The organism is Enterococcus sp. HY326, from assembly GCF_026157065.1.
Classification (GTDB): domain Bacteria; phylum Bacillota; class Bacilli; order Lactobacillales; family Enterococcaceae; genus HY326.
The window spans coordinates 1-15951 of sequence record NZ_JANLGQ010000012.1; the positions used below are offsets into that span (position 1 = coordinate 1).

A 15951-nucleotide genomic window follows, 5' to 3' on the forward strand; every position below is an offset into this window, starting at 1 on the left:
TGATTAATCTAATCTTCGTCAGCAATCCCGTATACTTGTCCATAGAGTTCACCTCACAGCTATTTTACCAGAAGTGGCGGGGTGGTGAATAGTCACTATACTTTGTGACCATTAGACCAATAATACAAGTGATTGGTGATATACTCACAAAATTAATCATAAAAATAAACAGTCGCTTTCGCACCGTCTAACTCAATTCTGCTAATGCATGATATCAACATCTTTCTGATTTCTTCGACGTCCGCATTCTCAAAATCAATCGCTTTAATCTGTTCAACATTCCTCAGCATTTCCTCGTTGGTTTTCTTCATACCCAATTTTTCCAACTGATTGCCGTAAGCCTTGATGGCGTTTTCGATTTCTTCGTTTTTCGTATCATACAACTCAACGTCCAACTTATCCGACAAATACAAATCCAACAGCTTTGATTTTTTAACTTTCAGCGCAATAATCTTTCTTTCGATTGGCTTAGTATCGATCGTTTGCCGTTCAATTTGCCTAGTATAAGAGTTAGCAAATTCTCTTACTTGTTCAATTACATATTTTTCTAATTCTTCACACTTGAATAATTTATTCCCACACGAGCGCCCTTTTTCGTTTTTGTAGCGCCATGCTTTCGAGTTGCAACGATAATAATAGTTAGTGTAAGACTGCCCTTTGTATTTTGAGGTGCTTTTCATAGCGCTGTAGCGGTTTCCACAATGTGCGCAGTAAAGTAGACCGGATAACAAGTAGGAACGCTTAAACGTGTTCCCATGTGGTCGCTGAGCTTTGTTCGATTGTGCCTTTTCAAACTCAGCAGTAGATATGATTCCTTTGTGCTGTGCGTTGTATATTTTGCCAGCATATTTTTGTTTGCCAACATAATAGGCACTGGACAAACGTTTCCTAACTGATGTATTGGAAAACGAATCTTTGAACTGTGGGAACTCTTCTTTAAGCATTCCAACAATGTTATATACGCTTTCCCCTAAGTTGTACAGTGCAAACATACGCCTAACGGCCTCTGCTTGCTCCTCGTTGATGATTAGCTCGTTTGTCTGCTCATTGTAGCTATATCCAAACGGAACGTTACCACCGCCCATATAAAGCCCTTTTTTGACACGCTCCAATTTACCCATGCCCATACGCTCCGTGATGTTGTCTCTTTCTAGTTGAGCGAATACAGATAGAATACCAATCATTGCTCGTCCGAAACTAGTTGTCGTGTCAAATGATTCTTGCATACTGACAAAATCCACGTTGTTCTTAAGAAAAACGTCCTCAATCAAATACATAGTATTCTTTTGAGAACGTGATAACCGGTCTAATTTATATACAACAACAAGGTCAATCTTGCCATCTTCGATATCCTCAATCATTTGTTGAAGGGCAGGGCGTTCTAGTTTGGCTCCTGATTGCGCTGAATCGGTATAAACTTTATATACTGAATAGTCTTTTGCTTTAGCATAGGCATTCAGCTTTTCAGTTTGCGCCTCGATTGAGTAGCCTTCTTTTTCTTGCTGTGGCGTTGAAACTCTGATATAGAGAGCTGCTTTTTTCATTCCAATCAACTCTTTTCTTTGGTAAAATATAAAGTGTAAATGAATCTATCCATTTGTTTACATTGCACGCTCTTACTGTCGCAGGTAGGGCGTGTTTTTTATTTAAACTGAAGCTTTGAATACTGCTGCATCTTCAAAAGAAACAAGCGGGCTGAAATAAATTTCAATTTCTCCCGTTGCATTTAAGCCAAAGTTTGCAACGCAATCCATTTGCTTCCCTGGTGCAACGGATCCTAATGTATTATCGTTAGGGTAAGTTTCTGATTTCTTATCATCAGGGCCATAAACTTCCACGTCCAATCCAACAGGTATATCAGAGTCTCCATTGTTTTTGATGGTATACGTAATTTTGACTACTGCAGCCGGATTCGTTTCATCAAACTGATTTCTTTCATCTGTCAGTTCGACACTATTTAATGTATACTCAGCGTCGCCAACTGAGACGGTATCACCAATGTTATAAAATTCAACTGTTTTTGTTTCAGATTCTGAGGAACCTACACTTGAGCTAGACTCGATTTTAGTCCCGCCATTCTTATTAGTGCTTGTTCCTTTGGAACCGCCCAATCCTCCGCCTATGGCTACGACAACTATAACGATTAAAACCCAAAACCAAACTTTCTTGTAGAAAGGTTTTTTTACTTTATAAACCTTTCCGTCTTCACCCTTAATTTTCTTTGCCATTTTATTTCCTCCTGTTATAATATATTTACACAACAACCAAAACCCTAACCGAAGGTGCAACTTCGGCTGGGGTATTTTTATTTCACGACTTTACCGAGAATACGAACCTTTTCGGGTTCTAACTCTCTATCATCGTAATCATCATTCAATGAACGTAAGATAATTTTATTATCATCATAGTTCATATACACCTTTTTCAACGTCACGCCAGTTCCTTCTATCTCAACGATAGCCATTTCACCATTTTCAACAGTCGGTTGCGCTTTATAGAAGACGATATCACCGTCTTGATACTCAGGCTCCATCGAATTCCCTTTGACAACTAATGCGCAATCAGCTTTATCAGGCACGCTAGTTTCAACTGTTGTATCTAAATCTACATCGCCATAAGCAAGTTCTATCGGGTTAGCCGCTGTTGCTCCATATAAAGGAACAACTTTTTTATTTTGCTGTTTTAGTTGAGCTTCAGCGAAAGAGTAGACTTTCGCTTGCCGAGGTGGTTCTAACTTATTGTAGATTGATTCTATAGAAGATTCCGTCTCGTCCAAAGCCATCAAATAGCTAGGGCTAACTTGAAAGAAATTTGACATTTCTTCTATAATAGAACGTTTCATATTTTCAACGTTGCCTTTTTCATATTTATTTATAGCGGCCCGTTTCAATCCAAATCTATTTCCTAATTCTTCTTGAGTCAAACCTTTCTCCAAACGTAACCTTTTTATTCTTTCGCCCATAGTTTCCAATGTTTTCACCTCTTTCCTGTATCTTAAAAGTAGCATAAAACTACAGCTAATGCAATATTATTTTAAAATGTTGAAAAAAAAGATACAAAAAATGTTGACATCCATTAAATCACAGTGTATTATGAAAGTATCTTAAAAAGATACATGAAAGGGGGTGGTTTTCATGAACAAAAAAGGCCTTCGGATTTTGCTTATTTCCAATGACGAAACTCAAGGAAAACTTGCTAATTACTTGGGTATATCAGAACAGACCCTTTCCAAAAAAATTAACGAAAAAGATGGGGCTGGATTTAATCAATCAGAAATCAAATTAATCAAGGAAAGATATGGTTTGGATGCTAAACAAGTAGATAATATTTTTTTTAGCCAATTTGTATCTTAAAAAGATACGCAGGCCGGATAGCACTGCAAAATTCAATCAAAAATATAGAAACAAAAGGAGGTGCAACATGAACGACTTATCCCTATCTAATGACCTGAACGTTATATCCGCTGAAATCAATTCTTATAAACAAATTGCTGGTCATTCAATATGGGAGATTGGCAGACGTTTGAATCATGTGAAAGAAAATGACTTGGCTCACGGTAAATTCCTTGACTGGGTTAATTCAACAGGAACGGATAGAACTGAGGCGTTCAGATTTATGAAAGTTGCCAAGGAATTACCGAATGTTGACACGTGGCAACATTTAGGAAATCGTGCGCTCTATCTTATCACCACGCTTCCAGAAGAAGAACGGTTCAAAGAACATGAAACATCTAAAGGGGAAGTTAAAACTCCTGACAAAATGACCGTTCGTGAGCTGGAAGAGTTAAAAAAACAACTCAAGCGAAAAGACGAGCAAATAGAAAACTTGTCTGAGGTCATCAACCAAATGAGCGGACAGCCGCCAGATCCTATTGTAAAAGAGGTTACAGTTGAGACTGTTCCAGAAGATTACTACGAGTTGCAAGAAGCTGCGGCGCTAGTTGATGGTTTCGCTAAAGAGAATCAATCATTGAAGAACGAACAGGAACGATTGAAGCTTGAAGCTGAGGAATCAAAACGAGCGTTACAAGCCAAACGAACAATGGAAAATGACGAACTCGAACAAGCTCAATTAAAAAGATTACAGCGTGACGCAGATATAAGCGTTCATAAGCTCATTCTCAACCTGAACGAATTTGTCAAAGAGCAGGCCGTCACTGTGTACGATTCTCAAGCTATAACTGGCGCTAGTCCAGAAACAAAAGCAAAGCTTAATGAAGGTATTAAGCGGGTAGAGAACCTACTGAACGAAATCAAGAAAGAAATCGGAGGGGAAGTAACATGGATAATCGATTAATTGCACAAGGTGGAAAAGACCAGAAAACAACCGTAGCGCTTATTCACACACTAAAAACGCAAGGGCAGCAAGGTGAAATTTTAGTCCGAGTTTTAGAAGAAATGGACGGCATCAAGGCAGAAATGATTGGCCTAAAAAGTGAAATGGAGACGCATGTGGCAGAAAGCAAATCGTTGTACGAAAAAATGAGCGCACAAGTCACAATCACGTATGAAGAACAGCATGAAATCGTGTCACTTATTCACCGGATGGCTGTCACATTTACACGGAAACATGAACAGACGTTACAGCAATCCTTTAGCGAAAATCTATTCAAAGCTTGGAAAGGGTTGTTTGTCCGCCGGATGCACTCAAAATTGAAAGTACGAATGAATGTGGCACGGTATACATCGATCGAACGTGTGAACTATGAAGAAGCTACAGAGTATCTAAAAAGTTTGTCTTATGTAAGTTTTAGCGGCAAGGATTTAGAGCCAACACCAAGCATTTTGAAAGTGTTGGAATTGGAGGGGAAATAATGAACGAGTATGACAACGTGAGAGATGCGCTATCAGAATTGATTGAACTTGCTGAAGCGAGCGAAATAACAACTGGCGGGCGCAGCACAAGTGTTGAAGATTTACAGGAATTATTTCAAGAAGGCTTATATAACATAGCAGATTTACTAGGTATGAGCGATTTGTACTTGGAAAATAAAAAGGAGGAATAACCATGGCAAAGGAAAAAATCACACTCGAGTGCCGTTCAGCTACCACAGGTGAGTTATTGCCGCCCGATTGGAAATTCCCGGATGAAATCTGCGAACGACTGCTGGAAATCTCAAGCAAAATTATCACTGTTGATAAGTCGGATAAAGTAGCCAATAAATCAACATAAGGAGGACGACAGGATGGAACAAAACAATAAACCAACAGTTATAAAAACCAATCTTATTGACAACGAAACAAAATATGAGTTACCTAACGTAACCTTGGTTCTCACCAATGGGCAAGATTTAATCGATGAAATCAAAAAAGCCCAGCTAAAAATGGCTGAGCTTAATGAGATATTAAACAAATTGCAAAAATTTAGTCCAGAATTTCATCAAAAATGATTGAAACAGGCTCGAAGACATCTTTGCTATCAGTTCTTAAAAAAGGAAATTTCAAACCTTTGATATCTAGGAATTCAACATCTTTTATAGAAGATTCAATACTAGACACTTCTATTTTGCATTTAGTAACAAAGTTTTCAAACTTTTTCATCGTGCCTATCAAATCTTGTTTTAACAGATTTCTTTTGTCTTTAAACGGATCGTCATTCAAAAAGGTATTAAAAAAGCTTTTTCTAAATTCAATGTCATGCGCATTTTGTTCAAAGGGATTTGATTTGTAAAAATTTGCAGTCACATAGTGATTTTTAAAATAGAAGACAACTTGTTTTTGCTTAAAATCATCACCGAATAACATTTCGAAACAATACAAATATAGAGATGATTTATCAATATTCATTATTTCACCACCTTATCAGTTATTTCAGCAGACCACTTGCTGATAAGGAAATTATACCAAAGGAGGAATCCGACTACATGGAAAAAAAGTTATTAGCTAGATTGTATGCAACAACACCTAAAAAGAAGATGCGACAGTTACAGGCGCTCTGTTATGTGTCGTTTATGCTAAATATCCTCTTATTGGCTTTCTCAGCTTGGGCGGTGCTTAGATAGTGCTAAAAGCGTATAGAGAATGGCTCAAGATGTACAAGCAGATTGTCAAAGAAGAAGGGAGTTTTGATAAATGATTTTAACGAATGAAATAATTCAAGACACTATGAAACAAGGTTATCAGGAAGAAATACGTGGATTGATTTTGAAAGCCGCAGCCGAAACAAAACATCATATTAAAATTTCAGCAATTGGTTTTGACGCAGACTTTGAGGATGAACTAATGGATGCTGGTGTAGAGGTGAAGCGCATTGACGATGATGTTTTATTGGAATGGGAATATGAAAATTATTAAAAAAAGACACGATAGCCGGCAAGCAAAATCGTGTCCAAAAGAATTATTATTTGGTTTAAGTTTAACAGCAGAAGGGAGATTTTGCAATGCATTATCCCATTACAGAGTTTGACTCTTTAGGAGCTAGACAGCTACCTCCTAAAGAAGATGAAGCTTATGAGTTTAATATTGATAAACAAAATAATCTATATCATAAAGCAACACATGATGATTTTAATGTTCTCATCGAAGAAATGTCAGGAGTATTTGAATTAACATTCTCAAAGCTATTTGATAAAGATTTCACTGTGACCGTCACAGATTATGACTTAATGGATGCCATAGACAATTACGGTGCAAGCGACTTAACTCATATTGTTTTTATCGGCTATGGCAAGGAGTTTATCCAATCAAGATTGAAAGAATACGGGTTATAGAAAATGGAGGAATTGAAATGACGAATAATTTAGCAAATGAATTTGCAATGCAGCAATCAGAAAATATAGCACCTTCCGTAGTTGCCTCTAGCGAATCTAGCAAAGAAATGGAACGTGTAAAAGGCCAGATATTTATGGCGAAGCAGTACCCACGGAATCAATTCCAAGCTATGAATCGCATTGTTGATGCAATGAAACGTCCAACAGCAGCTAAACAAGCAGCCTATTCTTATCCACGTGGAGGCATGACAATAACAGGTCCTTCTATTAGATTGGCTGAGATCGTGGCTCAGAATTGGGGAAATATGACTTACGGCGTTCGAGAATTGGAACAGACTCCAGGCGAATCATTAGCGCAAGCTTATGCGTGGGATTTGGAAACAAACGTGTTCGTTGAAAAAACTTTCAAAGTATCTCATACCAGAAAAAAAGGAAACAGCATTAATAAAGTGACCGATCCACGAGATATTTATGAGTTAGTAGCTAACTATGGGGCCAGACGTTTAAGAGCTGCAATTATGGAAGTTATCCCAGCCGACATCTTTGAAAAGGCGTTAGAGGAAGCGGATAAGACTTTGAATAATCAGAATAACGAGCCTTTACAAGACCGATTAGCAAAAATCCTTCAACTGTTCGAAAACTTTGACGTAAATCAAGAAATGCTAGAAGAACGATTTGGAAGAAAATATGATTCGTTTACCGAGCGCAATATTATTGAAATGGGAAATATTTACAACAGTTTGAAAGACGGGGTAGGTAAAGTGGCTGATTTCTTCAAAGAACCTTCTTCAAAGAAACAGCCAGAATCTAACGACTTAGAAAAAGAATTTGAGAGTGCCTCAAAAAAAGAGGAAAAGCCCGCTGGAATTAAAACTGTCAAGTCGAAAGTAGATGAGCCAGATGAAACTGAACAAACAGAATTATTATAGTAACGAAGCTGACTGGCAGTACATGTCAGTCAGTCAATTCAAAGACTTTCAAAAGTGTGAAGCCGCAGCTTTGGCAAAACTAAAGGAAGAGTGGCAACCCACTTCGAATCCCGTAGCATTATTAGTCGGAAATTATGTTCATTCCTATTTTGAATCAAACGAAGCTCACGAGGAATTTATCAGCGAGAATCGTAATTCTATTTTAAAAAGAGACGGAAGTGAACGGGCCGAATTTATTCAAGCAACGGATATGATTGAAGCGCTCGAATATGATAATTTCTTTAACTTTGTGTATCAAGGACAAAAAGAGCTTATTCTGACTGGTTCATTTTTAGGCACTGATTGGAAAGCTCGTATTGATTGTTTTAATGAAGCGAAAGGTTATTTTGTTGATTTGAAAACGACACGAAGCCTTTCTCAACGTTATTGGTCTACAAAGTACCGATCCTACGTTTCGTTTGTAGAAGAATACGGCTATGTCTTGCAGATGGGCGTGTATAAAGCTTTGTTGGAACAAGTTTACGACAAAGAAGTAACGCCTTATATCTTTGCAGTAACTAAGGAATCGCCTCCTGATATAGCTGGAATAGAAATCCATCCAACTCGATTTGAATTTGAACTAGCTCTTTTAGAAAAAGAGTTGCCTCGAATTTTGGCAGTGAAATATGGGGAAGAAAAGCCTACGATGTGCGGAAAATGTGAGTATTGTCGAGGTCATAAACAACTCAGGGGGTTTATTGAGATAGAAGATTTACTAAATAGGTAGAAAGGAGCACTCTAATTTGAAAAACCTAATAAACGAGACAAACACTTTTTTCAGAATCGCTGCGAGTCTTGAGCTCACAACACAATCAAGAATGTTGTATCTTAGCTTATTGCAAAAGAACAACTCTCTTTATTGGTCAGAGTTCTTTACTGTAACAGCTTCTGAATTGCAAGGTCTGTCCGGGCTTTCTCAAAGCGGAATGCAACGAGCGCGAAAACAGTTAGTCGATAAAGGCATCGTCATTTATAAAAAAAGAGGCTCGAATCGGGCGCCAAAATATTGTCTACCTGAGTTAACCAATGAGTTTGTGATAACCATATTGAACGGCACTCCGAACAACACGGCGGTTAACACGGCGGTTAACACTCCGAACAGCACTACGGTTAACAGTCCGAACACATTAATAGACAATACAATACAATACAATACTAAACAAATAGATGCAGCTGCAGATATTGAAAAATATAACTCGAAAGATAATCAACAAAAAATCTGGCATGCTGTGGCATCTTTCCAAAAACTTTGGAATTTCCCTAATGCTTTTCAACAACAAGACCTTGAGGAGCTGATATTGACATATTCCGATGAGCTTGTAAACGAAGCGGTTAAGATTGCTGGCACTAAAGACGTTCCAAAAAATAATGCAATTAGTTTTTTAACATCTGCTTTGAAAGAATGGGAACAAGCGAACGTAAAAACCGTGGAGCAAGTTAAGCAATACCAAGCTTCACGTCAAACTAAAAATAAATCTTTTAACTCTAATTACGGTAAACGCCGTGTAGAGCCAAAAGAACTAAGCAAGCCGCCGGTTCGTGAGCTGCCTAGTGACGAGGAAATCTCAAGAATGATTAGGGAGCGTGAGGCGAATGAGCAACTTTGATTTGGTTAAAAAACTTAATTCGCTGTTAACAACTGAGATTGCAGAATTTTGCCAGATTGCAGTTGACCAGTTCAAAGAACACATTCTTAACGGCGGATTAGACAATGACGAGCAAGGCAAGAAGTGTTTCAACAAGTATTTCTGGATGTATTTCATGACAATTTGGAGCATGAAAAACAAGCCGTGGGAGTTAGAAGATTTGTTTCAAAGGACCTATGACGAAAACAGAACGTTTGCGGTGGGTCTGATTAACAAGCTGGAGAAGAAAGAAGGAAATTAAATGCGAGAAATAAAGTTTAGAGCTTGGCAAAAGTTTCGTGAGGCAAATAGATTAACGTGGGGTTTAGCCCACTAAGAAAGAAAAAAGAAAAGCTACCATGAAATGGCAGCAGTTAGTTATCATAATTTATCTATTAGTTTTTGTTTTGCTTCTTTATATTCTTCAGCATCTAAAATTCCTTGTTTATATAAATTTTCTATTTTTTCGAAGGAATCCGTTGAAGATGTAGCGGTTATTGTTGAATTCTTATCGTATTCTTTTAGACCTAAATAACCAGCAATGATGAAAAGTATACCAGCTAAAGAAATGAAACATAAAATTCCATAGATTATGAAATATATTGAAGCTGGTTTCGATTTTCCAATTTTTCTAATAAAAATAATGTTGATAATTTGACCCAATATTAAAATACCCATTGTAAATAGGATTACAAAAGCAAGTGCAGCATATTGTCCATCAAATGCAGTTTCTCCGGTACTAAAGCCATACTCATACCGACTAAAATAAGTCATATTGTCCAGTTGATTCATAACCATAATCAGACCGACAAAAGCAATCCATTGTAAACCCCATGCAATGTAGCCAAGAGTTCTTGCTGTAGAAGATTCTTTTTTCATTTATTACCCACCTTTTATATTTACTAATTAAAAGTATACATTCAAGTCTCTATTAATTCTAGAAAAATATATGAGTCGTGGCAGAGAAAATAGTAGAAAAAAATTAATCCATTTACTCACCCCATAGTTTAGCGACAATCTACTTGAACGATTCTCTTACTTGGTAACTAGTTACAAGGGCAATCTGAGCAAACAGGAGGCTAAAGATATTTTGGAAGGGTTACTTTATGTTATGACTAATGGTGAAAATGATGGCAGCTAAAACCAAATTAACAATTTATGAAATTAAAGAGCGTATCGAAAAAGCATTTCCTGAATTGGTGATTGGTTGGAACGACACAGGTCAGCCCAATATTATTTCTACGGAACATTATAGAGTTGTGGCCTATACCTACCATCAAAAATGGATTCTTACACCTTTTATCAGTGATTATTCACGGTATATTGCTTCGTTTATCAGTATTTTAGACAAATGGGATGGGCGTTGGTCGTAAGTATTCCAAGTGGCTAACCCCCCCTTTTGCAGACTAAGAGAGGATGATATGAATGAAAAACGAATTAACAGCAGTAGAATGGTTAGCGCTGGCTGAGGCACTAGATTATGTAAATGAGGTTTGTTTTTATGAACTTCGTGGAGATATGGTGCCGGAGTACGAAAATGCATTGGAGAAGGTCAAAGACACAGCAAATAAAATTAAGGAGAGGAATTTATGAATAACCGACACCGTAGGGTTGCTAAACTAAAATCACAGCAACGGCAGTCTATGTTGCTTAAATACAGAAGCCAATACGAGAATTACAATCCAGTAGAAGTTTTGAAAGTAATAAACAATGCTTTTTCAAACATCATGGAAGGAATCGGTGCAGCATTAGTTTCTGTTGCAAGAAATATGCGAATATAATTTTTATAACAAAAAAAGCCAAGCTCCCGCTTAGCTAGTGAATCCGTCAATTTATTATACCAAAAAAGGGGCGGGATTGCTTGGTTACTTTATTTAGAGAAATAGATATACGACAAACTAAAATGAATGCTAAAAGAGTGTTGAAAAACTACCGTAGGCTCGATAGGATATCCGGACGATCGTCATTTGATATCAAGTCACCAATTATTACAGATATGCCAAGAAGCGATAGCTACGGGAATAGGGTCGAAGAAGCAATGCTACAACATGTAGACGCTGAGGCTGAACGTAATGCAATCTTAGCCGCTTTAATGTCGTTAGGGTTAACTAGCAGGCAAATACTTTATTCAACGTTCTGTGCACCCGATAGCATGTCTAATTACGCAATTGGCAGAGACGTTGGGTATTCTGAAAGAAGTATTGAGCGGATGAAAGGTGAAGCGCTGGTTGAATTTGCCGAGGCATATAGAAATGGGAAATTGATAGAGTTCAGATGACCAACAATAATTTTGGCGGTTTTTTGGCGGAAAGTTGGCGGTTTCAGTACGGATTTACAGGGTAAGATAGTAGTATCAAAATAATCTATAAAATCTAATTTTAATGTATTTTAGTAAACGATTAGAACCTAGTAATTATTTTGAATAAAAATTGAGGAAGGAGGTTAAACAATGGTAAATTTTACTACAAATCAGCTTAGTACGGCAAAAGTAATCTGGGGTATTTTAAAACAATTTGGCTATAATGATAATTCAGCTGCAGGCCTAATCGGAAATCTGTATGCGGAATCTTCTCTCAATCCAAATGTTAACGAAAATGGTGGCGGCGGATACGGATTAGGACAATGGACACCTAAAAGCAACCTTTATTCGCAAGCAAGCCTTTTAGGAATATCAAATGCTGAAGCAGAAACTGTAGCAGGACAGGCAAAAATCATTGCCCAAGGTGATAAAACGGGTCAGTGGTCAACTGTTGGTAATACTGCCTATCATTCGACTGTTGTTAGTCGACAATCACTTGATCAATTTAAGCAGTCAGGCAGCACTACGGCAGCAGCAGCAAACTTTTGCGCTCATTGGGAAAGGCCAAGAGTTGATTTAGCACATGTTGCATTAAGAATTGAAGCAGCAGATAGTATTTATCAACTATTAAAAGGAAGTTCAGGTGAAACTTCGAAAGGAGAAACAACTATGCAATGTATTTATTGGAGACCAAACGGTAAAGGTTCAAGTGATGGGTACTATTTTGATGGTACTAGTGCAAAATATATAGCGCACGGAGATGAAATTGTAATTTTGAAAAGAATTTATAAAGACAATAATGGAAAAGACATGCCTGAATATGTCTTTAACGGCAATTTACCTTGGTATACACGACTTGAGCAGATTTCTGGTCAAAAGCCAGTAGCTGGCATTTTGGGATAATTTTTAATCAGAGAAATGTTTTCTAGTGTATATATACAAAATAGTATTTATACCGCTACATGTTAGATGAATGTTTAAGGCTCACAAATCAGTTATCAGCCACGGAATCTCAATTACTACATACTAGTTAAAGCGTTCGTCGGTGCGACTGATAACTGATTACAGTAGCCAAGATTGTGCATCAGCGACTTTGGTTACTATAAAAAATAAACAGGGTGCGGAAACAGCTTGTCGGAGATAGTTCAAGAACATTTAATGTCTTTAATCTAAGCTATCTCCAGTACATATAGATTGCTTCGGCGGTCTTTTTATTATGGCCAGAAACCTACATTTTCGATGGCCGATTAATTGGAGGGATTAGGATGAAAATAGTAGCTGGGCAAATTGAACACCAAGATATCAATACTAGAAATGATATTGATAAATTCATAAGATATCTCTTAGCGGAAGTCGAAGTTTCGTATAAGGACTGGAAGATTGAACAGTCGAAAAAGAAACGTTCATTCTTACGAAGATTAAAGCGGAGGGGTTAGGATGACTAATAGTGCTATATTTTTAAGCGGAGTCCTCTTTGCGTTTCAATTGTTGATGTGTGTTGTGCTTTTGATTGGCAAATGGAATATCGGAGATTTTGAAGTGACCGACAGCAAATTAAAGTATCCATTGCTAGTCCTTTTTGTATTCGGTATGTTACTGACATTAATAGGAGTATACATTAATTAGCAGCCCTCGTGGCTGTTTTTATTTTGTACAAAACAGGTAGTTTAATAGATTCAATTAGAGTAGCTCAATCCTAAGCACCACAAGGGATAGAGCTACTTTGTTTTAGTATTGATTATACTATGTATTCAATAGTGGAGGGAGGCTGCGTCTTTGTTATACAAATCAACACGTTGGAAGAGAAAGCGTGAAAACATATTGCGCAGAGATAAGTACGAATGCTGTAACTGCAAACGATACTTCAAAACTAAGGAAGCTAAGACTGTTCATCATATATATTTTTATGAAGATTATCCGGCATTAGCATTAGTTAATTGGAACCTCATTAGCTTATGTAATGACTGTCATAACAAGATGCACAATCGCTTAACCGATAAACCAACACAATTGGGAATTGAGTGGCAAACCAAAAGAAAAGCTGAGTTTGAAAAATTATATCCCCCCCTTCAAACAAAATAATTTAAATTTAAAAAAAGGAACGGGCAGGTTAGCTGTTTCCAAATTTACGGGACATTCAGAAATATTTTTTCCGCTAAGAAAGTAGGTGAGAATTTGAGTAAACTTTTACCATCAAAAGACACAATTAAACGGCGAACTGTTAAGAGAATGAAAGAGCTAGGTGTCTACAAAGTTCAATATACACAACTGATTGACGTGTTTGTGGATATGTTGCATCAATATAATTATTTAACCAACGAGTTTGAAGAATCAGGGTATCAAGTCATGATAGAAACTGAAAAATCAGATGGTAAAAAAAGCCCGATTCTCGCAACCTTAGAAGCCTTAAGAAAAGATATTGGGGTCTATTCTGACAAGCTGATGTTGAATCCAAAAACAAACGTCTCTGTCGCAAAGAAGGGACCTTCTAAGCAATCCACGCTTGCTCAATTTCTCAATCAGAGCGGAAGTGGTTAGATGAAACTCGCTAGCCCGCACTTCAAGGCAGTTAAGAAGTATGCTGAAGACATAGTCAAAGGAAAGTCGTTAGTAAATATTGAGCGTGTTCAAGCTGCGCAACGCTTTTTAGATGATTTAAAATCGAAAAAATGGGATTTCAAACAAGAACAATTCGATTTTGTTATTGGTCTAATTGAAGGGACAATCAAACACAAACAAGGTCAAAACCTAAAAGGCGAAGATTTAAACGGCCAACCTTTAAAGCTATTACTTTGGGAAAAATTTATTATTGTGAATCTATTTGGTTTTTTTACCAAAGGTACAAACATCAGGCGTTTTAACGAAGCGCTTATTTTTTTACCTCGAAAACAAGGTAAAACTGCTTTTGCTACCTCATTAGCATGGGCTAAGTCTATTCTTGATAGAAGTTCAGGAAGTAAAGTATATATCTTGGCTAATTCGATAGACCAAACGAAAGAATCTTTTGGTTTCCTAACGTATAACGTAGAGTTTTTAAGGGAAGAGTTACCTAAGTTGAGGATTCGTGATAATAATCAGGAACATTCTATTTTGGCTAATTTTGGAGATAATAGCGTCGAGGTAATTGCAAAAGCCAACCAAGAAGATAAATTAGACTCATTTAACTGTAATTGTCTGATTTTGGACGAGATTCATTCTTGGAAACGAGCAGGTGCAAAAAAATACACGTTAATGAAAAATGCGATGAAAGCCTATCGAAATAAATTGTTAATCGGTATTTCAACTGCCGGCGATGTCGCAAATGGTTTCTTGGCTCAACGTATTCAAACCCTTAAAAAGGTTTTAGACGGTCAAATAGTTAGCAATACTTACGATAATTATTTTATCTATCTTTGTATGGCTGAGCAGGACAAAAAAGGGAACCTCCTAAATCCAGTTACCCATGAAGTAACTACGCTTGATGATCCGCAAGTTTTAGAATCCGTCACACCTTCACTAAACGAAACGACAACACTTGACGAGTTGATAAGTGACGCTGAACAAGCAATGATGGAACCGCAGTTAAAATCGGAATTTTTAAATAAAACGTTGAATATCTTTACAACTGCAGAAAATGCTTATTTTGATATTGATGAGTTTAAATATTCGGATGGGCAGTTTAACTGGACAATAAAGGAGTTAACCAAACTTCCGGTTAGTTGGTATGGAGGGGCCGATTTGTCCAAACTCCATGATTTAACGGCGGGCGCTTTGTACGGCACACTCAGAGATTATAAACACAAAGATTCTGAAGGCAACGAACGGATAAGCAATATCGATATTGCGATAACTCATGCGTTCTTCCCTCGTGCTGGTGCAATCGAAAAGGCCGAAGTTGATAATATCCCATTGTTTGAGTGGTCAGAAGAGGGATGGGCGACTTTAAGTAATACACCAACGGTATTATATGACGACATCGTGAAGTGGTTTATATCTATGCGTGAATCAGGATTCAAAATAAAAGAAGTACACTTTGACAAAAAATTTGGTCGTGAGTTTTTCTTAAAAATGAAAAAAGCGAAGTTCAAAATGCGAGATGCTCCGCAGGTATTTACTCGAAAATCAGAAGGCTTTCGACATATTGAGGTCAAAACTAAAAATGCAGAGTTCTATTATCTGCACAGTCGAGCTTATGAGTATTGCGTGTCGAACGTAAAAGCCATAGAAAAGACAGACGACATGATTCAATTTGAAAAGGTATTGCCCAATCAACGAATTGATTTGTTTGATGCAAGCGTGTTTGCCTGTGTCGCTAGTCTTGAAGGTGGTGAAACCAAGCAAACGAGAGAAGCGTTTGGAATTTAAGCTCTA

General features: G+C 37.3%; 28 protein-coding genes. 23 read left to right on the top strand and 5 right to left on the bottom strand.

Going from position 1 to position 15951, the window contains the following annotated elements; genetic code table 11:
* Positions 1–152: 152 nt before the first annotated feature.
* From ORH16_RS18020 to ORH16_RS18030, 3 genes are all read right to left on the bottom strand, one after another.
* Positions 153–1544: a recombinase family protein gene (locus ORH16_RS18020; RefSeq protein ID WP_265460295.1), complete on the bottom strand. Its 1392-nt coding sequence runs from the start codon at positions 1542–1544 to the stop codon at positions 153–155.
* Between the two features lie 102 nt (positions 1545–1646).
* Positions 1647–2228 carry a DUF4352 domain-containing protein gene (locus tag ORH16_RS18025; protein WP_265460296.1) on the bottom strand — a complete coding sequence of 194 codons (582 nt, stop codon included), beginning with the start codon at positions 2226–2228 and terminating at the stop codon, positions 1647–1649.
* A gap of 77 nt (positions 2229–2305) precedes the next feature.
* Positions 2306–2962: a LexA family protein gene (locus ORH16_RS18030; RefSeq protein WP_265460352.1), complete on the bottom strand. Its 657-nt coding sequence runs from the start codon at positions 2960–2962 to the stop codon at positions 2306–2308.
* Positions 2963–3134: 172 nt separating this feature from the next.
* On the opposite strand from ORH16_RS18030, the gene ORH16_RS18035 reads away from it, so the two are divergent.
* From ORH16_RS18035 to ORH16_RS18060, 6 genes are all read left to right on the top strand, one after another.
* Positions 3135–3353 carry an XRE family transcriptional regulator gene (locus ORH16_RS18035; protein ID WP_265460298.1) on the top strand — a complete coding sequence of 73 codons (219 nt, stop codon included), beginning with the start codon at positions 3135–3137 and terminating at the stop codon, positions 3351–3353.
* A 67-nt stretch (positions 3354–3420) separates the two neighbouring features.
* Entirely contained in the window at positions 3421–4296 is an 876-nt protein-coding gene (locus tag ORH16_RS18040) for a DUF3102 domain-containing protein (RefSeq protein WP_265460300.1), read from the top strand.
* Positions 4281–4814 (top strand): ORF6C domain-containing protein, encoded by a 534-nt coding sequence (locus ORH16_RS18045; RefSeq protein WP_265460301.1) that lies wholly within the window; start codon positions 4281–4283, stop codon positions 4812–4814. The genes ORH16_RS18040 and ORH16_RS18045 overlap by 16 nt, the downstream gene beginning before the upstream one ends.
* The gene (locus ORH16_RS18050) at positions 4814–5005 is read left to right on the top strand and encodes a hypothetical protein (RefSeq protein ID WP_265460303.1); all 192 of its coding nucleotides are present in this window, start codon (positions 4814–4816) and stop codon (positions 5003–5005) included. The genes ORH16_RS18045 and ORH16_RS18050 overlap by 1 nt, the downstream gene beginning before the upstream one ends.
* Before the next feature lie 2 nt (positions 5006–5007).
* A complete protein-coding gene (locus ORH16_RS18055; RefSeq protein ID WP_265460305.1) occupies positions 5008–5172 on the top strand; it encodes a hypothetical protein in 165 nt (54 codons plus the stop codon).
* A gap of 13 nt (positions 5173–5185) precedes the next feature.
* Positions 5186–5389, top strand: coding sequence for a hypothetical protein (locus ORH16_RS18060; protein WP_265460307.1), 204 nt, complete (start codon positions 5186–5188; stop codon positions 5387–5389).
* On the opposite strand, the gene ORH16_RS18065 is transcribed toward ORH16_RS18060, so the two are convergent.
* Complete coding sequence (locus tag ORH16_RS18065; RefSeq protein WP_265460309.1) at positions 5364–5786, bottom strand: hypothetical protein; 423 nt, start codon at positions 5784–5786, stop codon at positions 5364–5366. The genes ORH16_RS18060 and ORH16_RS18065 overlap by 26 nt on opposite strands.
* 77 nt (positions 5787–5863) lie before the next feature.
* On the opposite strand from ORH16_RS18065, the gene ORH16_RS18070 reads away from it, so the two are divergent.
* The 7 genes from ORH16_RS18070 (at position 5864) to ORH16_RS18100 (ending at position 9564) form a co-directional block, all read left to right on the top strand.
* Positions 5864–6001: a hypothetical protein gene (locus ORH16_RS18070; RefSeq protein WP_265460311.1), complete on the top strand. Its 138-nt coding sequence runs from the start codon at positions 5864–5866 to the stop codon at positions 5999–6001.
* Positions 6002–6071: 70 nt separating this feature from the next.
* Positions 6072–6293 carry a hypothetical protein gene (locus ORH16_RS18075; RefSeq protein WP_265460313.1) on the top strand — a complete coding sequence of 74 codons (222 nt, stop codon included), beginning with the start codon at positions 6072–6074 and terminating at the stop codon, positions 6291–6293.
* Between the two features lie 86 nt (positions 6294–6379).
* Positions 6380–6709, top strand: coding sequence for a hypothetical protein (locus ORH16_RS18080; RefSeq protein ID WP_265460315.1), 330 nt, complete (start codon positions 6380–6382; stop codon positions 6707–6709).
* 17 nt (positions 6710–6726) lie between these two features.
* Positions 6727–7638: a hypothetical protein gene (locus tag ORH16_RS18085; RefSeq protein WP_265460317.1), complete on the top strand. Its 912-nt coding sequence runs from the start codon at positions 6727–6729 to the stop codon at positions 7636–7638.
* Positions 7610–8404 carry a PD-(D/E)XK nuclease-like domain-containing protein gene (locus ORH16_RS18090; protein WP_265460319.1) on the top strand — a complete coding sequence of 265 codons (795 nt, stop codon included), beginning with the start codon at positions 7610–7612 and terminating at the stop codon, positions 8402–8404. Before ORH16_RS18085 ends, ORH16_RS18090 begins: the two co-directional genes overlap by 29 nt.
* 16 nt (positions 8405–8420) lie before the next feature.
* The gene (locus ORH16_RS18095) at positions 8421–9284 is read left to right on the top strand and encodes a DnaD domain protein (RefSeq protein ID WP_265460321.1); all 864 of its coding nucleotides are present in this window, start codon (positions 8421–8423) and stop codon (positions 9282–9284) included.
* Complete coding sequence (locus tag ORH16_RS18100; RefSeq protein WP_265460323.1) at positions 9271–9564, top strand: hypothetical protein; 294 nt, start codon at positions 9271–9273, stop codon at positions 9562–9564. The genes ORH16_RS18095 and ORH16_RS18100 overlap by 14 nt, the downstream gene beginning before the upstream one ends.
* A 119-nt stretch (positions 9565–9683) precedes the next feature.
* Here the strand turns inward: ORH16_RS18100 and ORH16_RS18105 are convergent, their stop codons facing one another.
* The gene (locus tag ORH16_RS18105; protein ID WP_265460325.1) at positions 9684–10181 is read right to left on the bottom strand and encodes an SHOCT domain-containing protein; all 498 of its coding nucleotides are present in this window, start codon (positions 10179–10181) and stop codon (positions 9684–9686) included.
* Positions 10182–10432: 251 nt separating this feature from the next.
* On the opposite strand from ORH16_RS18105, the gene ORH16_RS18110 reads away from it, so the two are divergent.
* The 10 genes from ORH16_RS18110 (at position 10433) to ORH16_RS18155 (ending at position 15945) form a co-directional block, all read left to right on the top strand.
* Positions 10433–10675, top strand: a complete 243-nt coding sequence (locus tag ORH16_RS18110) for a hypothetical protein (protein ID WP_265460326.1) — start codon at positions 10433–10435, stop codon at positions 10673–10675.
* Between the two features lie 52 nt (positions 10676–10727).
* The gene (locus ORH16_RS18115) at positions 10728–10895 is read left to right on the top strand and encodes a hypothetical protein (protein ID WP_265460327.1); all 168 of its coding nucleotides are present in this window, start codon (positions 10728–10730) and stop codon (positions 10893–10895) included.
* On the top strand, positions 10892–11083 hold the full coding sequence (locus ORH16_RS18120; protein WP_265460328.1) for a hypothetical protein: 192 nt from the start codon (positions 10892–10894) through the stop codon (positions 11081–11083). Before ORH16_RS18115 ends, ORH16_RS18120 begins: the two co-directional genes overlap by 4 nt.
* 80 nt (positions 11084–11163) lie before the next feature.
* On the top strand, positions 11164–11580 hold the full coding sequence (locus ORH16_RS18125; RefSeq protein WP_265460329.1) for an ArpU family phage packaging/lysis transcriptional regulator: 417 nt from the start codon (positions 11164–11166) through the stop codon (positions 11578–11580).
* 171 nt (positions 11581–11751) lie between these two features.
* Positions 11752–12504 (top strand): phage tail tip lysozyme, encoded by a 753-nt coding sequence (locus tag ORH16_RS18130; protein ID WP_265460330.1) that lies wholly within the window; start codon positions 11752–11754, stop codon positions 12502–12504.
* Positions 12505–12866: 362 nt separating this feature from the next.
* A complete protein-coding gene (locus ORH16_RS18135) occupies positions 12867–13037 on the top strand; it encodes a hypothetical protein (protein WP_265460331.1) in 171 nt (56 codons plus the stop codon).
* Between the two features lies 1 nt (position 13038).
* Positions 13039–13227 (top strand): hypothetical protein, encoded by a 189-nt coding sequence (locus ORH16_RS18140; protein WP_265460332.1) that lies wholly within the window; start codon positions 13039–13041, stop codon positions 13225–13227.
* Positions 13228–13377: 150 nt separating this feature from the next.
* The gene (locus tag ORH16_RS18145) at positions 13378–13683 is read left to right on the top strand and encodes an HNH endonuclease (protein ID WP_265460333.1); all 306 of its coding nucleotides are present in this window, start codon (positions 13378–13380) and stop codon (positions 13681–13683) included.
* A 93-nt stretch (positions 13684–13776) separates the two neighbouring features.
* A complete protein-coding gene (locus tag ORH16_RS18150; RefSeq protein ID WP_265460334.1) occupies positions 13777–14139 on the top strand; it encodes a P27 family phage terminase small subunit in 363 nt (120 codons plus the stop codon).
* The gene (locus ORH16_RS18155; RefSeq protein WP_265460335.1) at positions 14140–15945 is read left to right on the top strand and encodes a terminase large subunit; all 1806 of its coding nucleotides are present in this window, start codon (positions 14140–14142) and stop codon (positions 15943–15945) included.
* Positions 15946–15951 lie beyond the last annotated feature (6 nt).

Excerpts from the sequence above, each read along its gene's own strand:
- ORH16_RS18070 (WP_265460311.1), top strand. The coding sequence starts at position 5,864 with ATGGAAAAAAAGTTATTAGCTAGATTGTATGCAACAACACCTAAAAAG.
- ORH16_RS18090 (WP_265460319.1), top strand. The coding sequence starts at position 7,610 with ATGAAACTGAACAAACAGAATTATTATAGTAACGAAGCTGACTGGCAG.
- ORH16_RS18140 (WP_265460332.1), top strand. The coding sequence starts at position 13,039 with ATGACTAATAGTGCTATATTTTTAAGCGGAGTCCTCTTTGCGTTTCAA.
- ORH16_RS18135 (WP_265460331.1), top strand. The coding sequence starts at position 12,867 with ATGAAAATAGTAGCTGGGCAAATTGAACACCAAGATATCAATACTAGA.
- ORH16_RS18025 (WP_265460296.1), bottom strand. The coding sequence starts at position 2,228 with ATGGCAAAGAAAATTAAGGGTGAAGACGGAAAGGTTTATAAAGTAAAA.
- ORH16_RS18035 (WP_265460298.1), top strand. The coding sequence starts at position 3,135 with ATGAACAAAAAAGGCCTTCGGATTTTGCTTATTTCCAATGACGAAACT.
- ORH16_RS18030 (WP_265460352.1), bottom strand. The coding sequence starts at position 2,962 with ATGGGCGAAAGAATAAAAAGGTTACGTTTGGAGAAAGGTTTGACTCAA.
- ORH16_RS18075 (WP_265460313.1), top strand. The coding sequence starts at position 6,072 with ATGATTTTAACGAATGAAATAATTCAAGACACTATGAAACAAGGTTAT.
- ORH16_RS18060 (WP_265460307.1), top strand. The coding sequence starts at position 5,186 with ATGGAACAAAACAATAAACCAACAGTTATAAAAACCAATCTTATTGAC.
- ORH16_RS18130 (WP_265460330.1), top strand. The coding sequence starts at position 11,752 with ATGGTAAATTTTACTACAAATCAGCTTAGTACGGCAAAAGTAATCTGG.
- ORH16_RS18120 (WP_265460328.1), top strand. The coding sequence starts at position 10,892 with ATGAATAACCGACACCGTAGGGTTGCTAAACTAAAATCACAGCAACGG.
- ORH16_RS18045 (WP_265460301.1), top strand. The coding sequence starts at position 4,281 with ATGGATAATCGATTAATTGCACAAGGTGGAAAAGACCAGAAAACAACC.
- ORH16_RS18065 (WP_265460309.1), bottom strand. The coding sequence starts at position 5,786 with ATGAATATTGATAAATCATCTCTATATTTGTATTGTTTCGAAATGTTA.
- ORH16_RS18085 (WP_265460317.1), top strand. The coding sequence starts at position 6,727 with ATGACGAATAATTTAGCAAATGAATTTGCAATGCAGCAATCAGAAAAT.
- ORH16_RS18105 (WP_265460325.1), bottom strand. The coding sequence starts at position 10,181 with ATGAAAAAAGAATCTTCTACAGCAAGAACTCTTGGCTACATTGCATGG.
- ORH16_RS18050 (WP_265460303.1), top strand. The coding sequence starts at position 4,814 with ATGAACGAGTATGACAACGTGAGAGATGCGCTATCAGAATTGATTGAA.
- ORH16_RS18110 (WP_265460326.1), top strand. The coding sequence starts at position 10,433 with ATGGCAGCTAAAACCAAATTAACAATTTATGAAATTAAAGAGCGTATC.
- ORH16_RS18080 (WP_265460315.1), top strand. The coding sequence starts at position 6,380 with ATGCATTATCCCATTACAGAGTTTGACTCTTTAGGAGCTAGACAGCTA.
- ORH16_RS18100 (WP_265460323.1), top strand. The coding sequence starts at position 9,271 with ATGAGCAACTTTGATTTGGTTAAAAAACTTAATTCGCTGTTAACAACT.
- ORH16_RS18055 (WP_265460305.1), top strand. The coding sequence starts at position 5,008 with ATGGCAAAGGAAAAAATCACACTCGAGTGCCGTTCAGCTACCACAGGT.
- ORH16_RS18040 (WP_265460300.1), top strand. The coding sequence starts at position 3,421 with ATGAACGACTTATCCCTATCTAATGACCTGAACGTTATATCCGCTGAA.
- ORH16_RS18115 (WP_265460327.1), top strand. The coding sequence starts at position 10,728 with ATGAAAAACGAATTAACAGCAGTAGAATGGTTAGCGCTGGCTGAGGCA.
- ORH16_RS18020 (WP_265460295.1), bottom strand. The coding sequence starts at position 1,544 with ATGAAAAAAGCAGCTCTCTATATCAGAGTTTCAACGCCACAGCAAGAA.
- ORH16_RS18155 (WP_265460335.1), top strand. The coding sequence starts at position 14,140 with ATGAAACTCGCTAGCCCGCACTTCAAGGCAGTTAAGAAGTATGCTGAA.